Here is an 18,426-nt window from a genome sequence, read left to right as displayed (position 1 = left end):
ACCACCGATACACGTCTGTATCGAATGTGCGTACACTCGTGCATCGAGTGTGCCGTCGGCCTCGCCGGGAGGTGCCCGCGCCCATCGCCCTGCCCCGCCCCGGAGGTCCCGTGTCCTCGTCGCTCTACCGCCTCGGCCGCGCCATGGCCACCGCCCGCTGGAAGGTCGCGGCCGTCTGGGCCGTCCTCCTCATCGCCGTGGGCGGGCTCGCCGTCGGCCTCGGCGGCGCCTTCTCCACCGAGTTCCAGATCCCCGGCACCGACGCCCAGCGCGGCATCGACCAGCTCTCCACCCGGTTCCCCGAGATGAGCGGCACCGCCGGGGAGGTCGTCTTCGTCACCGAGGACGGCACCACGGTCGACGACCATGAGGCCCGCATCCAGCGCGTCATGGAGCAGATCGGCGACGTCGAGGGGGTCGAGGTCTCCTCCGATCCCTTCGACGAGGACGCCCCCGGCACCCGCAACGACGACGACACCGCGCTCATGGCCCAGTTCCAGATGGAGGGCCAGGTCGGTGAGTACCCCGAGTCCTCCGTCGAGCAGATCACCGACATCGTCGCGGACGGCGGCGATACCGGGCTCGAGGCGCATGTGGGCGGGCAGTTCCTCCAGAGCTCGGAGATCCCCTTCGGCGCCGGAGAGATCATCGGGCTCGTCATCGCGCTGATCATCCTTGCGGTCGTGTTCCGCTCCCTCGTGCCCGCCGTCATCCCCATCGTCACCGCGATCACCGGGGTCGGCATCTCGATGATGGCCGTCATGGCGCTCGCCGCGGGCATCGACATCCCCTCGGTCACGACCTCCCTCGGCGCGATGCTCGGCCTCGCCGTCGGCATCGACTACGCCCTGTTCATCCTCTCCCGCCATCGCGACCAGCTCTCCCGCGGCGACGACGTGCGCGAGTCCGTGGGCGCCGCGATCGCGACCTCCGGCAGCGCCGTGATCTTCGCGGGGCTCACCGTCATCGTCGCCCTCGTGGGGCTCTTCGTCACCGGGATCCCCTTCCTCACCGTCATGGGCATCGCCGCCGCCGGCACCGTCGCCCTGAGCGTCGTCGTCGCCCTGACCCTGCTGCCCGCGATCATGGGCATCCTCGGAGAGCGGCTCCGGCCGCGCCGCGTGCGCCGCCTCATGGCGGAGAACGGCGGCGTGCTGCCCGAGGAGGAGATCGCCCGGCACGACGCGCCCAAGCGCGGGATCGGACTCGCCTGGGTGCGCCTGGTGACCCGCGTCCCCGCCCTCACGATCATCGTCGTCGTGCTCGGGATCGGCGCCGTCGCCATCCCCGCGAAGGATCTCGCGCTCGCCCTGCCGGACCTCGGCACCGAGCAGCCCGGCACCGACGCCCGCGACACCTACGACCTCGTCTCGGAGACCTTCGGCCCCGGCTACAACGGCCCGCTGCTCGTCACCGCCGACATCATCAACACCTCCGACCCGCTCGCCGCCGTGGACTCCCTCGAGAAGGACATCCAGGCCCTCCCCCACGTCGAGGCGATCCAGATCGCGACCCCCAACCGCGGCGCCGATCTCGCCGTCGTCGCGGTCATCCCCGAGGGCGGGCCGACGGACGACAGCACCAAGGAGCTCGTCGCGGACCTGCGCGACCACGCCGCCGGCTGGGAGGACGAGCTCGGCGTCTCCGACGTCATCGTCACCGGCGCGACCGCCGTCGGCATCGACATCACCGCGAAGCTCTCCGGGGCCCTGATCCCCTTCGCGATCTTCGTCGTCGGCTTCTCGCTGATCCTGCTCGCGCTCGTGTTCCGCTCCGTGTGGGTGCCGATCAAGGCGTCGCTGGGCTACCTGCTCTCCGTGGGCGCGGCCTTCGGCGTGACCGCGATGGTCTTCGAGTACGGCTGGTTCAACGGGCCGCTGAACGTCTCCGTCAACGGCCCCGTCGTCGCCTTCATGCCGATCATGGTGATGGGCGTGCTGTTCGGCCTCGCCATGGACTACGAGATGTTCCTCGTGACCCGGATGCGCGAGGAGTTCGTGCACTCCGGCGACGCCCGCCGCTCGATCGAGCGGGGCTTCACCGGCAGCGCCCCCGTCGTCGTCGCGGCCGCGCTCATCATGACCGCCGTGTTCGCGGGCTTCGTGACCGCGGGCTGGTTCATGCTGCAGCCCATCGCGATCGGCCTCGCCGTGGGCGTTCTCGTGGACGCCTTCGTGGTGCGCATGACCCTCGTCCCCGCCGTGCTCGCCCTGCTGGGCCGCCACGCCTGGTGGCTGCCGCGCTGGCTGGACCGGATCCTGCCCACGGTCGACGTCGAGGGCGAGGGCCTCGCGTCCGTCCTCGAGCACCGCCGCTGGACCGCGGAGCACGGCGAGGCCGCCCTCCGCCTCCAGGACGCCGTCGCCCCGCTCCTCGGTGCGCGCGGCGAGCTGGGCCCGCTCACCGGCTCCGTGCTCCCCGGCCGGGTGCTCGTGGTGCGCTCCGCCGGCGCCCCCGCCCGCGACACCTTCCTCGCGCTCGCCGCCGGTCGCGCCGTGCCGAGCACCGGCGTCCTCGCCGTGCACGACCGCCTCGCCCCGGACGACCTCGGCGCGATCCAGTCCCGCGTCCACCACCTCGCCGCAGGCGCCGATGTCGTCTCCCGCCTCGGAGAGGTCTCCGGCCGCCACCTCGACCAGCGGCTCGTGGTCCTCGAGGACGCGACCGACCTCGAGCGGGCCCTCGACCGTGACCCCGATGCCGTCGCGGCCCGGATCGACGCGCTGCTCGACGCGGGCGTGACGATCCTCGTGGGCGCCGAGGGCGAGGACGCGGTGCCGATCGAGCACCACCTCCACGACATGCTCCGCGACCCCGGCCGGCTGCTCGCCCTCACCGTCCGCCCCGCCGACGCCTCGGCACCGACCACCGACACCGGCACCCACCGACCCGACGCCTCCGCCCCCGCCGCCGAAGGAGCCCTCGCATGAACCGGCTGCGCCACCCCCGCACCCTCATCGTGATCCTGCTGCTGCCCGTGCTCGTCGCGGGCGTGGGCCTGTGGGCCCTCAGCGGTCGCGTGGACCGCATCGACACCGTCCCCGCCGCCGTCGTCAACCTCGACGAGGGCGCCGAGATGACCGTCGACGGGAAGACACAGACCGTGCCGCTCGGGCGCTCCCTCGCCGGGGCGCTCACCCAGCCCGACACCGCGCAGAGCGACGATGACGCGGCCTCCTCCGGGCTCGGCACCACCGGCTTCGACTGGCAGCTCACCGACGCCGACGACGCCGAGGCCGGCCTGCGCTCGGGCGAGTACGCGGCCGTGATCACCCTCCCGAAGGACTTCTCGAAGAAGCTCACCTCGATCGGCACCACCGACGCGGTCCCCGCGATCGTCGAGGTCACCACCAACGATGCGAACACCGCGCTGAACTCGCTCATCGCGACCGCCGTCTCCTCCGCCGCCGCGAGCTCCCTGGGCGGCGAGATGACGAGCCAGTACCTCGACGGCCTCTATGTGGGCTTCGGCGACCTCAAGAGCGGCTTCCAGGACTCCGCAGACGGCGCCTCCGAGCTCTCCGACGGCGCCTCCCAGCTCGACGACGGCGTGCAGCAGACCGCCGACGGCACCCGGCAGCTCGCCGACGGCGCGCAGCAGGCGGCGGACGGCTCCCAGCAGTTCGCGGGCGGCGTGTGGAGCCTCGCCGACGGCGCCCGGCAGGCCGCCGACGGCAACGCGCAGCTCGCGACCGGCCTCGACCAGCTCGCCACCGGCGCGGACGGCGCCGCCCAGGGCGGCTCCGAGCTCGCGGTGGGCCTGGACCAGCTCGCGACCGGCAGCGCCGGCGTCGCCGACGGCAGCTCGGACCTCGCGACCGGCCTCGGCAGCCTGGCCGACGGCAGCGACGGCGTCGCGACCGGCACCTCGGACCTCGCGACCGGGCTGGATCAGCTCGCCGACGGCAGCGATGGCGTCGCCGACGGCACCTCCGACCTCGCCACGGGCCTCGACCAGCTCGCCACCGGCAGCAGCGACCTCTCCGACGGCGCCGCCGCGCTCAAGGCCGGCATGCACGGCACGGACGAGACCCCCGGCCTGCTCGACGGCGCCGACCAGCTCGCCGCCGGCGTCACGGGCGACGGCACCGCCGAGAACCCCGGCCTCGCCGCCGGCGCGGACCAGCTCGCGACCGGCCTCGAGGACTACGCGGACGGCGTGAAGAAGGCCGAGGGCGCCCTCACGGGTGACGGCAGCGACGCGAACCCGGGCCTGTCCACCACCGCGCAGGGCGTCGCCGACGGCGCCCAGGAGCTCGGCCAGGGCGCCCAGGACCTCGCCGACGGCGTCACCGGCTCCGGCGACGAGCCCGGGCTCGTCGACGGCTCCGACCAGGTCGCGGACGGCGCCGAGCAGGTCGCCGACGGCGCCTCGCAGCTCTCCGCCTCGATCGGCGGCGGCGACGGCACCCCCGGCATGGTCGAGAACGCCCAGGCGCTCCGCGACGCGGTGTGCGAGGGCGATCAGGTCGACCAGACGCTGTGCGCGCAGGCCGAGGGGAACCTCGCCTATGCGCAGGGCGTGGACCAGGGCCTGAACGGCGGCGACGGGGAGGACGGCATCGTCGACGGCACCGCCCAGGTCGCCGAGGGCGCCCGCGGCGTCTCCGACGGCACCACCGGCCTCGCCGACGGTGCGCAGCAGCTCGCCGACGGCCTCACCGGCACCGACGAGCAGCCCGGCCTCGTGCAGGGCGCCGAGGGCGTCCAGCAGTACGCCGACGGCCTCGCCACCGCCTTCGACGGCGACGGGACGCAGGAGAACCCGGGCCTCGTCGCCGGCGCCGACTCCCTCGCCGAGGGTGCTCGCGCGAGCGCGGACGGCGCCACCCAGCTCGAGGACGGCGTCACCTCCCTCGCCTCCGGCCTGCACGACTACGCGGACGGCGTGGACCAGCTCGCCGGCGGCGCCTCCGATCTCGCCGACGGCACCCGGCAGTCCGCCGACGGCGCCTCCGACCTCGCCGACGGCGCCTCCCAGGTGGCCGACGGCACCCGCTCGAGCGCCGACGGCGCGACCCAGCTCGCCGACGGCTCCTCGCAGCTCGCCGACGGCGCCCGCTCGAGCGCGGACGGCGCGACCCAGCTCGCCGACGGCACCACCCAGCTGGCCGACGGCACCCGGCAGTCCGCCGACGGCGCCGGCCAGCTCTCCGGCGGCCTCACCCAGCTCGCCGACGGCACCCGGTCCAGCGCGGACGGCGCGACCCAGCTCGCCGACGGCTCCTCGCAGCTGGCCGACGGCGCGACCGAGCTCGGGACCGGCGCGGACCAGCTCGCCGACGGCTCCTCCCAGCTGGCCGACGGCACGGGGGACCTCGCCGAGGGCACCGATCAGCTCGCCGACGGCTCCTCCCAGCTCGCGGACGGCACCTCGCAGCTCGCCGACGGCCTCCAGGAGGGCGCCGACAACGTGCCCTCCTACACCCAGGCGGAGCGGGACCGGATGAGCGCCCAGGGCGCGGAGCCGGTCACCACGGACGTGACCCGCTGGAACGAGGCGGACGGCGCGGAGACCGCGATCTTCCCCTTCGTCGTGGCGCTCGCGCTGTGGCTCGGCGCCTTCGCGGCCTTCCTGCTCCTGCCCGCGCTGCAGAAGCGCCTGCTGGACCGGGCGATGCCCATGTGGCGGGTGGCCCTGCGCTCCCTCGCCCCGGCCGTCGCCCTCGGCGTCGCCCAGGCGGTCGCCGTGCTCGCGGTGCTCACCGCGATCGGCATCGCCCCGGTCTCCCCGCTCGCCGTGGGGCTCGTGGCGCTCGGCGCGGCGGTCATGTTCGCCGCCCTGCACCAGGCGCTGCTGACGCTGCTCGGGGACCGCATGGGGCGCATCGTCTCGGTGCTGCTGCTCGTGCTGCAGGTCGTCGCGCTCGTGGGGATCCTGCCGCTGCAGACCGCTCCCCCGCTGCTGCAGGCCGTCAGCGGCGGCATGCCGATGACGATCGTCGCGCAGGGCCTCGTGCACGCGGCGCTCGGCGGGTCGCTCGTCTCGACCACGGGCACCCTGGGCCTGATCCTCGTGGTGACCGCGGCGAGCTTCGTGGTGACCCTGCTCGCCTCGCGCGGCGCCCGCCGTGCGGACGGCCGCCACCCGCGCGAGGTGGTGGGCGCCGAGCCGCTCCCCGCCTGAGCGGCCGGCCCGCTCAGCGGAAGTCGCGGGAGGCGGTCGCCGCGGCGACCTCCAGCGGCGCGGCGTCGTCGGCCACGAGGTTGACGGCGCCGCTCGCGTTCTCGACGATGCCGCGCAGCACGACCGCGCGGGAGCTGCGCAGCAGCGCCCGGTGGCGGGTCCAGAACCCCACCGAGCAGACGACGTTGAGGATCCCGGTCTCGTCCTCGAGGCTGAGGAAGGTGACGCCGCTCGCGGTCATCGGGCGCTGCTTGTGGGTGATGACGCCGCCCACCCGGATGCGGCTGGCGTCGGCCGCGTCCCGGGTCCCGCGGATCGTGAGCACCCCCGCCTCCTCGAGGCCCGCGCGCACGAGCGCCATCGGATGCTCCCCCGGCGTGATGCCGGTGGCCCAGGCGTCCGCCGCGGCGAGCTCCGCGTCGCTCATCCCCGGCAGCATCGGCGCCTCCGCGCCCACCGCGAGGTGCGGCAGCGTGCCCGGCGTCTCCTGGGCGGCGGCGCCCGCCGCCCACAGCGCCTGCCGGCGGGACGGGGCGAGGCCGTCGAGCGCCCCGGCCGTCGCGAGCGCCTCGAGCTGCCGGGCCGTGAGCCGCACCCGCCGGGCGAGGTCCGGGACGGAGGTGAAGCGCCCGCCCTGCTCCCGCGCCTCGACGATCCGCTGGGCCGTCGTGGTGGAGATCGTGCGCACCTGGTCCAGGCCCAGGCGGATCGCCGGACCCTGCGCCGCGGCCTCCCCCTGCACCTGCGGGCGGGCCGCCCCGGCGGCGACCTCCTCGTCCGAGGGGACGCGGTAGCCATGATGCCCCTCCCCCGTCTCCAGGTCGGTGAGGGCGCCGGAGACCTGCACGTCCGGGCCGAGCGTGAGCACGCCGTGGCGGCGGGCGTCGGCGACGAGCGACTGCGGGGAGTAGAAGCCCATCGGCTGGGAGCGCAGCAGCGCCGCCGTGAACGCCGCCGGGTAGTGGCACTTGAGGTAGCAGCTCGCGTAGACGAGGTACGCGAAGGAGTAGGCGTGTGACTCCGGGAAGCCGTAGTTCGCGAAGGCGAGCAGCTTGCGCTGCACGGCGTCCGCGTCCTCCCCCGTGATGCCGTGGCGGGCCATGCCGGCGTACAGGGCGTCGGAGAGCTCCATCATCCTCTGCGTGGAGCGCTTGGAGCCCATGGCGCGGCGCAGCTGGTCCGCCTGGGCGGGGGTGAAGTCCGCGACGTCGACGACCATCTGCATCAGCTGCTCCTGGAACAGGGGGATGCCGAGGGTGCGCCCGAGCGACTTCTCCAGCAGCGGGTGCAGGAAGGTGACCTCCTCCTCCCCGGTGCGGCGGCGCAGGTAGGGGTGGACGCTGCCGCCCTGGATGGGGCCGGGCCGGATCAGCGCGACCTCGACGACGAGGTCGTAGAACTCGCGCGGCCGTAGCCGCGGCAGGGTCGAGATCTGGGCGCGGGACTCGACCTGGAAGACGCCCACGCTGTCCCCCGCGCACAGCATGTCGTAGACGGCCGGATCCTCCTGCGGCAGGGTGCGCAGCTCGAAGTGCTGGTCGTGGTGCTCGGCGACGATCCTCAGGGCGTGGTCGATCGCGGTGAGCATGCCGAGGCCCAGCAGGTCGAACTTCACGAGCCCGGCGTCGGCGCAGTCGTCCTTGTCCCACTGCAGCACCGAGCGGTCCGCCATCGCCGCCCACTGCACGGGGCACACCTCGATCACCGGCCGGTCGCACAGGACCATGCCGCCGGAGTGGATGCCGAGGTGGCGGGGCGCGTCCCGCAGCTGCTGGGCGAGGGAGACGACGTCCTCGGGGATCTCCGCCTCCGCGAGGGAGGAGAAGGAGCGCTCGATGCGGCGCGCGAAGGCGTCCTGCGCGCCGGGATCGTGGCCGAGCGCCCGCGCCGCGTCCCGCACCGCGAGCTTCGCCCGGTAGGTGATGACGTTGGCGACCTGGGCGGCGTTCTCCCGGCCGTAGCGGCCGTAGACGTACTGGATGACCTCCTCGCGGCGGTCCGAGGCGATGTCGATGTCGATGTCCGGCGGGCCGTCCCGCTCGGGCGCGAGGAACCGCTCGAACAGCAGGTGGTGGCCGACGGGCTCGACCGCCGTGATCCCGAGCGCGTAGCAGACGGCGCTGTTCGCGGCGGAGCCGCGGCCCTGGCAGAGGATCCCCTCGCGCCGGCAGAAGGCGACGAGGTCGTGGACGATGAGGAAGTAGCCGGGGAAGGCGAGGTCGGTGATGACCTTCAGCTCGTGGTCGATCTGCGCCCACGCGCCGGGCACCCGCTCGGGGCGGCCCTCGGCGGGGCGCGGTCCGTACCGCTCGCGGCCCTCCTGCTCCACGAGCTCCACGAGCCAGCTCGCCTCGTCGTGCCCCGCGGGCACCGGGAACGGCGGCAGCGAGGGGGCGATCAGCCGCAGGTCCAGCGCCTGGTCCCGGCCGATCCGTGCGGCCGCCTCGATCGCGCTGGGGTAGCGGGGCAGCAGCTGCGCCATCTCCTCGCCGCTGCGCAGGTGGCGCAGGTGCCCGGGGAGGTGCGGATCCGCGCGGGACAGCGGCACCGCGGCGCGCAGGGCGGCGTGGGCGTCGGCGAGACGCTTGCCCGACGGGGTCGCGTAGTGCGCGTTCGAGGTCGCCACGAGCGGCAGGCTCACCGTGTCCAGGCCGTGGGACTCGCGGACCATCCTCGCGCCCTGGGCGAGCGCGTCGTGCAGCTCGTCCGCCTCTCCCCCGCCGCCCGCCACGAGCTCGACGGCGACGTTCCCCGCGCCGAAGAGGTCCACGAGCCGGCCGATCCCGTCCGCGGCGGCGTGCGCGGCCGCCTCGAGGTCCCCGGCCGCGAGGTGCGGGGCGACGGCGCGCGTCACGGCGCCCTTGCGGCAGCCGGTGAGGATCAGCCAGTGCCCCTCCCGGCCGGTGCGGGAGAGGTCATCGAGGCGGTAGCGGGGCACGCCCTTCTCCCCCGAGTCGAGGTGGGCGCGGGCGATCGCCGCGGAGAGCTGTGCGTAGCCCTCCGCGTCCCGCACGAGCACGAGCAGGTGCTCGCCGTCCGGGTCCTGCACCCCGGTGCGCGGCGCCGAGCGCACAGGGGTGGCCGTGGCGACCTCCGCCCCGGGCTCGAGGCCGAGGGTCAGCTCCGCGCCGATCACGGTCGCCACGCCCTCCTCCGCGGCGGCCTTCGCGAACCGGACCACCCCGTAGAGGCCGTCGTGGTCCACGAGCCCGATCGCCTCGAGGCCGAGCGCCGCGGCGTGGCGCGCCATGTCCTCCGGCGCGGAGGCGCCGTCGAGGAAGCTGAAGTGCGAGTGGGCGTGCAGCTCCGCGTAGGGGACGATCGTCGCCGGCCGTTGCGGCGTGCTGCGCCTGCCCGTGTGCTCCACGGTGATCGGTGGGGACACCACCGACGCGGGGCGGTCCGAGAGGATCGCCTCGAGGTCCTTCCATGCGGGAGGTCCCAGGAACCATCGCGCCATCGGAGCCCTCCTCCCTGATCGTTCTGCTGCTAGTCGTAGATGCCCTCGACGCCCCACTCCCCCGTGCGGGACAGGGTGAGCAGGGCCGTCTCCTCGTCCTCCGCGCCGCGCACCACGAGCGGCAGGCGGGCGGCGCGGTCGCCGTCGGCCGCCCACCAGCGCTCGTCGAGCACCGTCGGTGCGCCGTGGGCGAGCACCGTGAGCGCCGTCCCCGCCCGCAGCCCCATCCGGTCCAGGGCGGGCACGCCGGGCGCGACCACCCGCAGCTGCGCGGGGGCGCCGCTGAGCAGTCCGCGCGCGGTGACGACGACGGGCGCGCCGTCGGCGTCCAGCAGCGCCACCGGCGGCGGGTGGCGGAACACGGTCGCCGGCACCGGGCGCGGCAGGGCCCCGGGCCACGGACCGGGCTGCGGGTCGGGGCGCTCGCTGCGCCAGGGCACCGCGGTCAGCTCGCGGGCCAGCAGGCGCCCGCCCGCGGGGGCCGGCACGAGCACCGCGTCCTCCCCCGCGAGGCCCTGGGCGCGGGCCAGCGCCCGGGCCGCCCGCTGCGCGGACTCCCCTGCGCCGCCCCACAGCGCCGGGGCGCTCTCCCCCGCCGGGGCGAGCTGCGCGGGGTGCAGGCCGATCCTCACGATCGCGCCGGTCGCGGGGCCGCCCAGGCGGGCCCGGGTGATCCAGCCGTCGCACTGCCAGCGGATGCGGTCCACGACGTCCGCGACGCTGAGCGCGCCGTCGTGCCGCCAGGTGCGCTCCATCTCCTCGCCGCCCTCGGTGCGGGCCACGATCCGCAGGCGCGTGCACACCAGCCCGCGGCTCACGAGCTGCTCGTGCAGCTGCTCGGCGAGCGGGCGGGCGACGAAGGCCGCCTGGTCGGTGCGCACCAGCGGCGGGTCCAGCACCGTCTCGGCGAGCACCGGCTGGGTGGGATGGTGCGCCGCCGGGGGTGCGGGCTCCTCGCCGCGGGCCAGCAGGTGCAGCTCCGCGACGTCGGGGCCGAACCTGTCCGCCACGGAGGCGGAGGGCAGCGCGGCGAGGTCGCCGAGGGTCGCGATGCCCAGGCGCTGGAGCAGGTCCACCGTCTCGGCGAGGTCGAGCTTCTTCTCGGGGCGGGTCGCGGAGGGCTGACCGCGGTGCCCCCAGCCGGGGCCGACGGGGGCGTGGCGGAGCGCGGCGACCGGGTGCGGGGCGAGGTAGTCGGCGCTGCGTCCGGGGCGCACGATCCGTCCGGCCCCGGCGGCGAGCAGGGCCGCGAAGGGGCCGTCGGCCACGCCCACGGCGGCCTCCCAGCCGGTGTGGTCCGCGACCGCGTCGAGGATCCGCTCGGCGAGCTGCTCCTCCCCGCCGTGGTGGCGGGCCGGGCCGCGGGCGGCCATGAGCAGCGTGCCCGGGCGCAGCACGTCCACGCCCGCGGCGACCGTGTCCACGGCGGCGGCGACGAGCTCGAACAGGCCGGACTCGCTCTCGCGGTCGGCCTCGAGCACGAGCGCCTCGGGGCAGGCGGCGCGGGCCGCGCGGCGGGTCTGGCCGGGCCGGGCCCCTGCCTGCAGGGCGGCGGCGGTGACCTCGACGACGCGGTGGTTCTCCAGCAGCAGCACCGGGTCCTGCAGCGGGTCCACGGGGGCGGGGGGCTCCTCGCCCCGGGCGTCGGCCTCCGCGCGCCGCTGGTGGCGGTCCAGTGCGGCCATGAGCGGCCACTGCGGGACGCGGACGGCGACGGTGCGGGTGGGCGCACCCATCAGCCGGCCCTCCGCGCGGCGTGCAGCGGCCGGGGCGCGGGCGCCTCCGTCGGGGGCGCTGCCGTCGCGGGCACAGCCGCCGTGGGCGCCGCGGTGGCGGCGACCTCCGCGGGGACGGTGACCGTCCTGGGGGCGGCCTGCTCCCGGCGGGCCGGCGGGGCCACGCCGATCATCCCGCCCACCTCCGGCAGCAGCACCTCGACGCGATGCTCCCCCGCGAGCCCCCGTCCGGCGGAGGTCACCGTGAGGCGCCGCCGGCGCAGGCGCCCGGTGCCGGCGCCGAGGCCCTGCCAGCCGAGCGTCGTGGCGGTGAGGGCGAGATCGGCGCGGCCCGGTGGGCGGCCCGCGAGCACGAGCGTGTCCGCCGCCCGGGCGCGGCCCAGGAGGCTCCGCCAGAGGGCCGGGGCGAGGGCGAGGTCGGGGCCCAGCACGAGCACCCCGACCCCGTCGGCCAGGGCGGAGAGCACCTGCGGGGCCTGCTCGCCGGGAGCCGGGGCGAGGGCGAGGCGGGCGGGGTCCAGGCCGGCGTCGATCGCGGCGCGCAGGCCGAGGTCCGGCATGCCGGCGATCGCGCACCAGGCGTCCTGGCCGGCCGCGGCGACCGCGAGGGAGAGCAGGAGCGAGGTCGTCGCCGCGCCGTCCACCGCGACCGCGCTGCCGGCGCGCAGGCCGGTGCGGGGGAACAGGCCCGCGAGCGGGGCCGGGACCGGGAGGCGGGTGCCGTCGGCGAGCGGCTCGAGGGCCGGCTCCGTGGCGAGGGCGGAGGTGGGGGCGGTCCGGTCCGGATCCGCGGTGCGCTCCGGGCCGGCGGGCACGGCTCGCATGCGCGGGGCGCCGGCGGGGTCGCCGCCGATGCTGCGCAGGGCCGTGCGGTCCAGCCGGCCGCCCCAGCGGGCGGCGCTGCGCTCGGCCGCGCCGAGGGCCGCGCGGGCCCGGGCCAGCCGGTCCTCGTGCGGGGTGCCGGCATCGCGCTCGGCCTCCGCCGCGCGCTCCGTGCCGAGCTCCGCGCCGGACGCCGATCCGGAGACTGCGCCGGACACCGTGCCGGACGCCGAGCGCCGGACCACCAGGGACATGACCACCTCCGTCTCCTGCCTTCCTCTCGGCGCCGACCACGACGCGACTCGAACTGATGTTCGAACGATACGCGCGTCGGGTGGGGGTCTCAAGGTGTGCAGGGTGATGCTTCGAACAACCGTGCGAAGCCTCGCAGGAGGGTGCGACGGACGGAGCGAGGAGGTGCGGAGCCCACGGGCAGGTGGGCAGAGCCGACGGACGGGCAACCGGGCAGCCGGGCAGTCGGGCACTGATGCTGTTCAGAAAACGGCGCACATCATGTACATGATGTCCCGAGAAATTCGCACAGGCCCTTCGCCTCGAGCGGTCTCAGCCCTCGCGGTGAGCGCGCGGAGGGCGGCCGTATCCCGCCCCCACCCCGTGACGCGGAAACCCGCTCGCGCCGGCTCGCGGCATGGACGAGGATCAGGGCATGAGCACGTACGAGGACACCCGCCGCGCCTGGGAGCAGGCCTCGCAGAAGCATGTGCGGGAGTACGAGGAGCTCCTCGACGAGGCCCGCACCGCGCGCCTGCTGCCGCTCGAGGAGGGGCTGCTCGCGCCCCTCGTGGACGGTGCCCGCGTGCTGCACCCGCAGAGCGGCCACGGCATCGACGACCACGGCCTCGTCGCGCTCGGCGCGCAGGAGGTGCTGGGCCTGGACTACAGCCCCACGGCGGTCTCCGCGGCGCGCCGACGGGCGGAGGAGCTGGGCCGGCCCTGCCGCTACGAGGAGGTCGAGCTGCCGGCCACCGAGCTCGCGGAGGGCACGCAGGACCTCGTCTACACCGGCAAGGGCGCGCTCATCTGGATCGAGGACCTCGCCGCCTGGGCCTCCGAGATGCACCGGGTGCTGCGGCCCGGCGGGCACCTCTTCGTCTACGAGGCGCACCCGCTGGTGCCGCTGTGGGAGTGGGATGCCCACGATGCCCGCGTGCGACGCGACCGCGGCTACTTCGCCCGCAGCCACGTCAACGACAGCTTCCCCGCCCTCGGCGCGACCGAGCACCAGCGCACCCTCGCCGAGCTCGTCATGACGATCACCGGGGCCGGCTTCGAGCTGCTGCACCTCGCCGAGCATCCCGAGCCGTTCTGGACGCCGCAGGACGAGGAGCCCGCCGCCGCCTGGGACGGTCGCCTGCCCAACGCGATCAGCCTGCTCGCCCGGCGCCGCTGACGTGCACCTGCTGCTCGACCTCGACAACACCCTCGTGGACCGCGAGCGGGCCTTCGCCCGCTGGGCGGAGGGGCTGGTCGCCCAGGTCGGCGGCGGCCCCGCGGACCTCGCCTGGCTGCTCAGCGCCGACGCCGACGGCCTCACCCCGCGCCGCGAGCTCGCCACGCGGATCGCGGAGCGCCTGCTCCCCCGCGCCGCACCGGACCACCTCGAGCAGCGCCTCCTCATGGAGCACGTCGAGCACGTGACCTGCGACCCCACGGTGCTCGCCCACCTACGACGACTGCGGGGACAGGGAGCGCGGCTGACCGTGCTCACCAACGGGACCGGACCGCAGCAGCGGGCGAAGCTCGAACGCACCGGGCTCGCGGTGCTGCTCGACGCGGTCGTGATCTCCGAGGAGGTCGGAGCGTCGAAACCGGACCCGGCGATCTTCGCCGCCGCGCTCGCGCAGGCGCCGTCGGACCCCGACACCTGGATGATCGGCGACCACCCCGAGGCCGACATCCGCGGGGGCGCCGCGGCGGGGCTGCGCACCGGATGGGTGAGCCGCGGCCGCCCCTGGCCGTACGCGGAGCCGCCCACCCTCCAGGCGCCGACCCTCGGCGCGCTGCTCGACCTGCTACCGCCGTCGGGTCACTCCCCGGCTCGATGAGCAACGCCCGGCATCGGCGTGACGTCGCGGAGGAGCACCGCGAGCAGGACCGCCGCGTCGAGCTCGAGCGGGGCTCCGAGGTGCTGCACCTGCCCGAGAGGAACAGACGCTCAGCCCGCGCCGAGCATCGCCCGTCGCTGCCAGAGCACCACGGCGCTCGCCGCGGCGACGTTCAGGGAGTCCACTCCCCCGGCCATCGGGATGATGACGTGCTCATCGACGGCGGCGAGGGTCGAGGGCTGCAGGCCGTGCCCCTCGGTGCCGAACACGAAGGCGACCTTGCGGTCCGGGCCGAGATCCACCTCGTCCAGCGGCACCGCCTGATCGGTCAGCGCGAGGGCGAGCACCTCGAAGCCGGCCTCGTGCAGCAGGTCCACGCCGGCCACGGGGGCGGGCTCGCCCGGCGGGTGCGGGGCGTGCGGCCAGGCCTCGAGCCGGGTCCACGGGACCTGGAAGACGGTGCCCATGGAGACGCGGATCGAGCGGCGGTACAGGGGGTCCGCGCAGCGCGGGGTCACGAGCACGGCGTCGACGCCGAGCGCGGCCGCGGAGCGGAACATGGCACCCACGTTCGTGTGGTCCACGATGTCCTCGAGCACCGCGACTGTGCGCGCGCCCTCCAGCAGCTCCGCCGCGGCGGGCAGCACGGGCCGCTGCATGGCGGCGAGGGCCCCGCGGTGCAGATGGAAGCCGGTGAGCTGCTCGATCAGCGGCTCCTCCCCCACGAACACCGGGACGTCGGGGAAGCGCGCGTACAGCGGGGCGAAGCGCTCGATCCACTTCTCGCTCATGAGGAAGGAGCGGGGCACGGCGCCGGCGTCGAGCGCCCGGGAGATGACCTCGAAGCTCTCGGCCATGAACAGGCCGCGCTCGACCTCGACGCGGGAGCGCAGGCGCACGTCCGTCATCCGCACGTAGTCCTCGAGGGCGGGGTCCTCGAGATCGGTGATCGTGACGAGCTGCGCGGCGGCGCCGTCGGGCGTCACGCGCTCAGCCCAGGGCCAGGGAGCGCGCGAAGTAGCGCTCGCCCACCCGGTCCACGACGAGCGGCAGGCCGAAGGTCGCGGTGAGGTTCTGGGAGGTGAGGGTCTGCTCGATGGGCCCGGCGGCGACGACGCCGCCCTTGCGCAGCAGCAGCACGTGCGTGTAGCCCGGCGGGATCTCCTCGACGTGGTGGGTGACGAGCACGGTCACCGGGGTCGCGGGGTCCTTCGCGAGCCGGCCCAGGGTGCGCACGAGCGCCTCGCGGCCGCCGAGGTCCAGGCCCGCGGCGGGCTCGTCGAGCAGGAGCAGCTCGGGGTCCGTCATGAGGGCGCGGGCGGCGAGCACGCGCTTGCGCTCGCCGGTCGACAGGGTGCCGAAGTGCGCCTTCTGGAGATGGCCCACGCCGAAGGCGGCGAGCAGCGTCGAGGCGCGCTCGAGGTCGAGGTCGTCGTACTCCTCGCGCCAGCGGCCCACCACGGAGTAGCCGGCGGTCACGACGACGTCCAGGGCGGTCTCGTCGGCGGGGATCGTGTCCGCGAGCTCCTGGGAGGCGAGGCCGATCAGGGTGCGCAGCTCGAACACGTCGACCCGGCCCAGGCGCTCGCCGAGGATGTCGACGGTGCCGGAGGTGGGGTGCAGGCGCGTCGAGAGCAGGCGGATCATCGTGGACTTGCCGGCGCCGTTGGGCCCGAGTACCGCCCAGCGGTCCCCCTCGGAGATCTGCAGGGACACGTCGTCGAGGATGTTGCGCCCCGCCCGGCGGACGACGACGTCCGTGAACGCGGCGGCGGTGGCGGTGTCGGCTGTGTCAGCGGAGGGGAAAGCCATGGCCGCAAGCCTATCGCCCGGTGGTGCACCGTCGGCCCACGACCCGCCCGCGCCGGGCGCCCGCCTCACCCTGCTCCCCGCCCGCCCCGCCATAGACTGGCGCGGCCCGGAACCGACCCCGAGGAGTCCCCGTGCCGCACCGACCGCTCACCCTTCGCGCCCCGCGCGGCTCCGTCGCCGCCGAGGAGATCCGCGCGGGCCTCGACGCCCTGCTCGCCGACGCCGCCGACGACCTCCCCCTCGCGTTCCCGCCCGAGGTCCTCGCCGCCGCGGAGGCCGCCGCTGCCCGGGCCGACGGCGGCGACCGCGCGGACCGTACCGACGTGCCCTTCGTGACGCTCGACCCCGCGTCCTCCACGGACCTGGACCAGGCGATGCACCTCAGCCGCGAGGGCGAGGGCTTCCGCGTGCTCTACGCGATCGCCGACGTCCCCTGGTTCGTCGAGCTCGACGGCCCGATCGACCACGAGGCCCGCCGGCGCGGGGCGACCGTCTACCTCCCGGACCGTCGGATCCCCCTGCACCCCGAGGTGCTCTCCGAGGGGGCGGCGTCCCTGCTGCCCGGGCAGACGACCCCGGCGTTCGTGTGGACCCTCGACCTCGACGCGAGCGGCGCCGTCACCGGCGTGGACCTCGAGCGGGCGCTCGTGCGCTCCACCGAGAAGCTCGACTACGCGGGCGTGCAGGAGCAGCTCGACGCCGGCACGGGCCACCCGCAGATGCTGCTGCTCCAGGAGATCGGAGCGCTGCGCGCCCGCCAGGAGCTCGAGCGCGGCGGCGCGAGCCTGAATGTGCCCGAGCAGGAGATCGTCGAGGACGGCGACCAGGTGCGGCTCGTGTGGCGACGCCCCGCCCCGATCGAGGATGCCAACGCCCAGATCTCGCTGATGACCGGCATGGCCGCCGCCGATCTCATGCTGCGCGGCGGATCCGGGATCCTGCGCACGATGCCGCCCGCGGAGCCGGCCGCGGTGGAGCGCTTCCGGCGTCAGGCGGCGGCGCTCGGCGTGCCCTGGGAGGAGGGCGTGACCTACGGGGCCTTCCTGCGCACGCTGGACTGGCAGGAGGGTCGGCACCTGGCCCTGCTGAACCAGGCGACGGCCCTGTTCCGCGGCGCCTCCTACGCGGCCTTCACGAGCGCCGCGGAGGTCCCCGAGGACCCGGCGCAGGCCGCGATCGCCGCCCCCTACGCCCACACCACCGCGCCCCTGCGCCGCCTGGTGGACCGCTTCGTGCTGCTCGTGTGCCACGCCCACGCCCGCGGCGAGGCGCCCGCCCCGGAGCTGCTCGCCGCTCTCGGCGAGATCCCCGAGGCGATGCGCAGCGCCGGCGGCCGCGCCGGGGACCTCGAGCGGCGCGGCATCGCGCTCGTCGAGAGCGCCGCCCTGCGCGCCTGGGTCGGTGAGGAGCTCGAGGCGACCGTGATCGACAGCCGCGGGGCCTCCCCCGCGAAGGACGGCAACGAGGGCACGCCCGCCCGGGTCGAGGTCCAGCTCCTCGACCCGCCGGTCACCGCCTGGGTCCCGGCCCAGGCCGAGGTCGGCTCCAGCCTGCGCGTGCGGATCGTCTCCGCGGATGCGGCCGACGGCCCGGTGCTCGAGGCGGTGCAGGGATGACCGACTCCCCGCTCGCGGGCAGGGACCTGCTCGCCCTCCCCCGCGGCGCCGTGCTCATGCTCTGGACGGCGGCGTACCTGCGCGGCGACGTCGGTCCCGATGACGCCGCGGAGCTCGCCCACGGCGCCTCCGGCGGCACCGCGGTCCCCGGCGGCGAGGACCTCTTCGCCTGGCTCACCGGGCTGCGACGGCTCCCGCTCGCGCAGCTGCGGCTCGTGCTGCCCGTCCCCGGTCGCCTCGCCGGTCTCGTGGGTCCGCCGCCGGCGATCGCGGCGGCGCTCGCCGCGGAGCAGGCCGTCGTCGTCACGGCCGCCGGCATCGCCGACCACACGCTCGTGCCGGGCATCGACGTGGACCGCGCCGAGGGACCGCGCGGGCCCCGGGTGACCTGGCAGCGCTTCGCGGCGCCCCTGGGCGCGCAGGTCCCGCCGCCGGCGAGCTCGGGCCGCGCCCGCACGGAGCTGCTCACCGCCCTGCAGGAGGCGGCGCGCAGCACGGTCGACCTCGACATCGTGCCGGACGAGCCCGTCCCCCCGGACCGCATCCCCGCGGGTTGGACGGCGACCGGTCTGCCGCGGCACCTCGAGGGGCCGCAGGCGCACCTGCTCGTCCTCGCCGGTCGCACGCTGCTGCTCGCGCAGGGCGAGCTCGCCGATCCAGATCCGGGGGCGCGCCAGCTCTCCGACGCCCTCGCGCGGCGCGAGATCCTCGCCCACCTGCAGGAGACCGCGCGCGCCGCGCTCGTCGAGACCGTCGAGCGGGTCGTCCACACCGAGATGGGCTGATC

The 18,426-nt window shown here is 75.8% G+C and carries 11 protein-coding genes; 6 read left to right on the top strand and 5 right to left on the bottom strand.

The annotated features are described in order from the left end of the window. Positions 1-110 precede the first annotated feature (110 nt). Positions 111-2,930, top strand: coding sequence for an MMPL family transporter (locus C1N80_RS11030; protein ID WP_137770806.1), 2,820 nt, complete (start codon positions 111-113; stop codon positions 2,928-2,930). Continuing rightward, entirely contained in the window at positions 2,927-6,127 is a 3,201-nt protein-coding gene (locus C1N80_RS11025; RefSeq protein WP_137770805.1) for a YhgE/Pip family protein, read from the top strand. Before C1N80_RS11030 ends, C1N80_RS11025 begins: the two co-directional genes overlap by 4 nt. A 13-nt stretch (positions 6,128-6,140) precedes the next feature. On the opposite strand, the gene C1N80_RS11020 is transcribed toward C1N80_RS11025, so the two are convergent. Genes C1N80_RS11020 through C1N80_RS11010 form a run of 3 tightly spaced genes read right to left on the bottom strand, consistent with a single transcriptional unit; the run spans position 6,141 to position 12,399 of the window. Next, on the bottom strand, positions 6,141-9,587 hold the full coding sequence (locus C1N80_RS11020) for an error-prone DNA polymerase (protein ID WP_137770804.1): 3,447 nt from the start codon (positions 9,585-9,587) through the stop codon (positions 6,141-6,143). Positions 9,588-9,616: 29 nt separating this feature from the next. Continuing rightward, a complete protein-coding gene (locus C1N80_RS11015) occupies positions 9,617-11,323 on the bottom strand; it encodes a DNA polymerase Y family protein (protein ID WP_137770803.1) in 1,707 nt (568 codons plus the stop codon). Beyond that, positions 11,323-12,399, bottom strand: a complete 1,077-nt coding sequence (locus tag C1N80_RS11010; RefSeq protein WP_240811103.1) for a hypothetical protein — start codon at positions 12,397-12,399, stop codon at positions 11,323-11,325. The genes C1N80_RS11015 and C1N80_RS11010 overlap by 1 nt, the downstream gene beginning before the upstream one ends. Before the next feature lie 413 nt (positions 12,400-12,812). Here C1N80_RS11010 and C1N80_RS11005 point away from each other — a divergent pair, with 413 nt between their 5' ends. Beyond that, positions 12,813-13,556: a methyltransferase domain-containing protein gene (locus tag C1N80_RS11005; protein ID WP_137770802.1), complete on the top strand. Its 744-nt coding sequence runs from the start codon at positions 12,813-12,815 to the stop codon at positions 13,554-13,556. Position 13,557: 1 nt separating this feature from the next. Next, a complete protein-coding gene (locus C1N80_RS11000; RefSeq protein WP_168198090.1) occupies positions 13,558-14,211 on the top strand; it encodes an HAD family hydrolase in 654 nt (217 codons plus the stop codon). A gap of 110 nt (positions 14,212-14,321) precedes the next feature. Here C1N80_RS11000 and C1N80_RS10995 read toward each other — a convergent pair whose 3' ends face one another. Together C1N80_RS10995 and C1N80_RS10990 are read right to left on the bottom strand one after the other, a co-directional pair. Further along, positions 14,322-15,119, bottom strand: a complete 798-nt coding sequence (locus C1N80_RS10995) for an RNA methyltransferase (RefSeq protein WP_137771733.1) — start codon at positions 15,117-15,119, stop codon at positions 14,322-14,324. An 82-nt stretch (positions 15,120-15,201) separates the two neighbouring features. Then, entirely contained in the window at positions 15,202-16,023 is an 822-nt protein-coding gene (locus C1N80_RS10990; protein WP_137770800.1) for an ABC transporter ATP-binding protein, read from the bottom strand. A 131-nt stretch (positions 16,024-16,154) separates the two neighbouring features. Between C1N80_RS10990 and C1N80_RS10985 the strand changes: the two genes are divergently transcribed. Further along, the gene (locus tag C1N80_RS10985) at positions 16,155-17,639 is read left to right on the top strand and encodes an RNB domain-containing ribonuclease (protein WP_137770799.1); all 1,485 of its coding nucleotides are present in this window, start codon (positions 16,155-16,157) and stop codon (positions 17,637-17,639) included. Further along, complete coding sequence (locus C1N80_RS10980; RefSeq protein ID WP_137770798.1) at positions 17,636-18,424, top strand: hypothetical protein; 789 nt, start codon at positions 17,636-17,638, stop codon at positions 18,422-18,424. Before C1N80_RS10985 ends, C1N80_RS10980 begins: the two co-directional genes overlap by 4 nt. Positions 18,425-18,426 lie beyond the last annotated feature (2 nt).

Source organism: Brachybacterium sp. SGAir0954, from assembly GCF_005490785.1.
In the GTDB taxonomy this organism is placed as follows: Bacteria; Actinomycetota; Actinomycetes; order Actinomycetales; family Dermabacteraceae; genus Brachybacterium; species Brachybacterium rhamnosum.
This window is presented reverse-complemented; position numbering and strand designations above follow the sequence as displayed.

Excerpts from the sequence above, each read along its gene's own strand:
- C1N80_RS11010 (WP_240811103.1), bottom strand. The coding sequence starts at position 12,399 with ATGTCCCTGGTGGTCCGGCGCTCGGCGTCCGGCACGGTGTCCGGCGCA.
- C1N80_RS11020 (WP_137770804.1), bottom strand. The coding sequence starts at position 9,587 with ATGGCGCGATGGTTCCTGGGACCTCCCGCATGGAAGGACCTCGAGGCG.
- C1N80_RS11005 (WP_137770802.1), top strand. The coding sequence starts at position 12,813 with ATGAGCACGTACGAGGACACCCGCCGCGCCTGGGAGCAGGCCTCGCAG.
- C1N80_RS10995 (WP_137771733.1), bottom strand. The coding sequence starts at position 15,119 with ATGACGGACGTGCGCCTGCGCTCCCGCGTCGAGGTCGAGCGCGGCCTG.
- C1N80_RS11015 (WP_137770803.1), bottom strand. The coding sequence starts at position 11,323 with ATGGGTGCGCCCACCCGCACCGTCGCCGTCCGCGTCCCGCAGTGGCCG.
- C1N80_RS10980 (WP_137770798.1), top strand. The coding sequence starts at position 17,636 with ATGACCGACTCCCCGCTCGCGGGCAGGGACCTGCTCGCCCTCCCCCGC.
- C1N80_RS10990 (WP_137770800.1), bottom strand. The coding sequence starts at position 16,023 with ATGGCTTTCCCCTCCGCTGACACAGCCGACACCGCCACCGCCGCCGCG.
- C1N80_RS11025 (WP_137770805.1), top strand. The coding sequence starts at position 2,927 with ATGAACCGGCTGCGCCACCCCCGCACCCTCATCGTGATCCTGCTGCTG.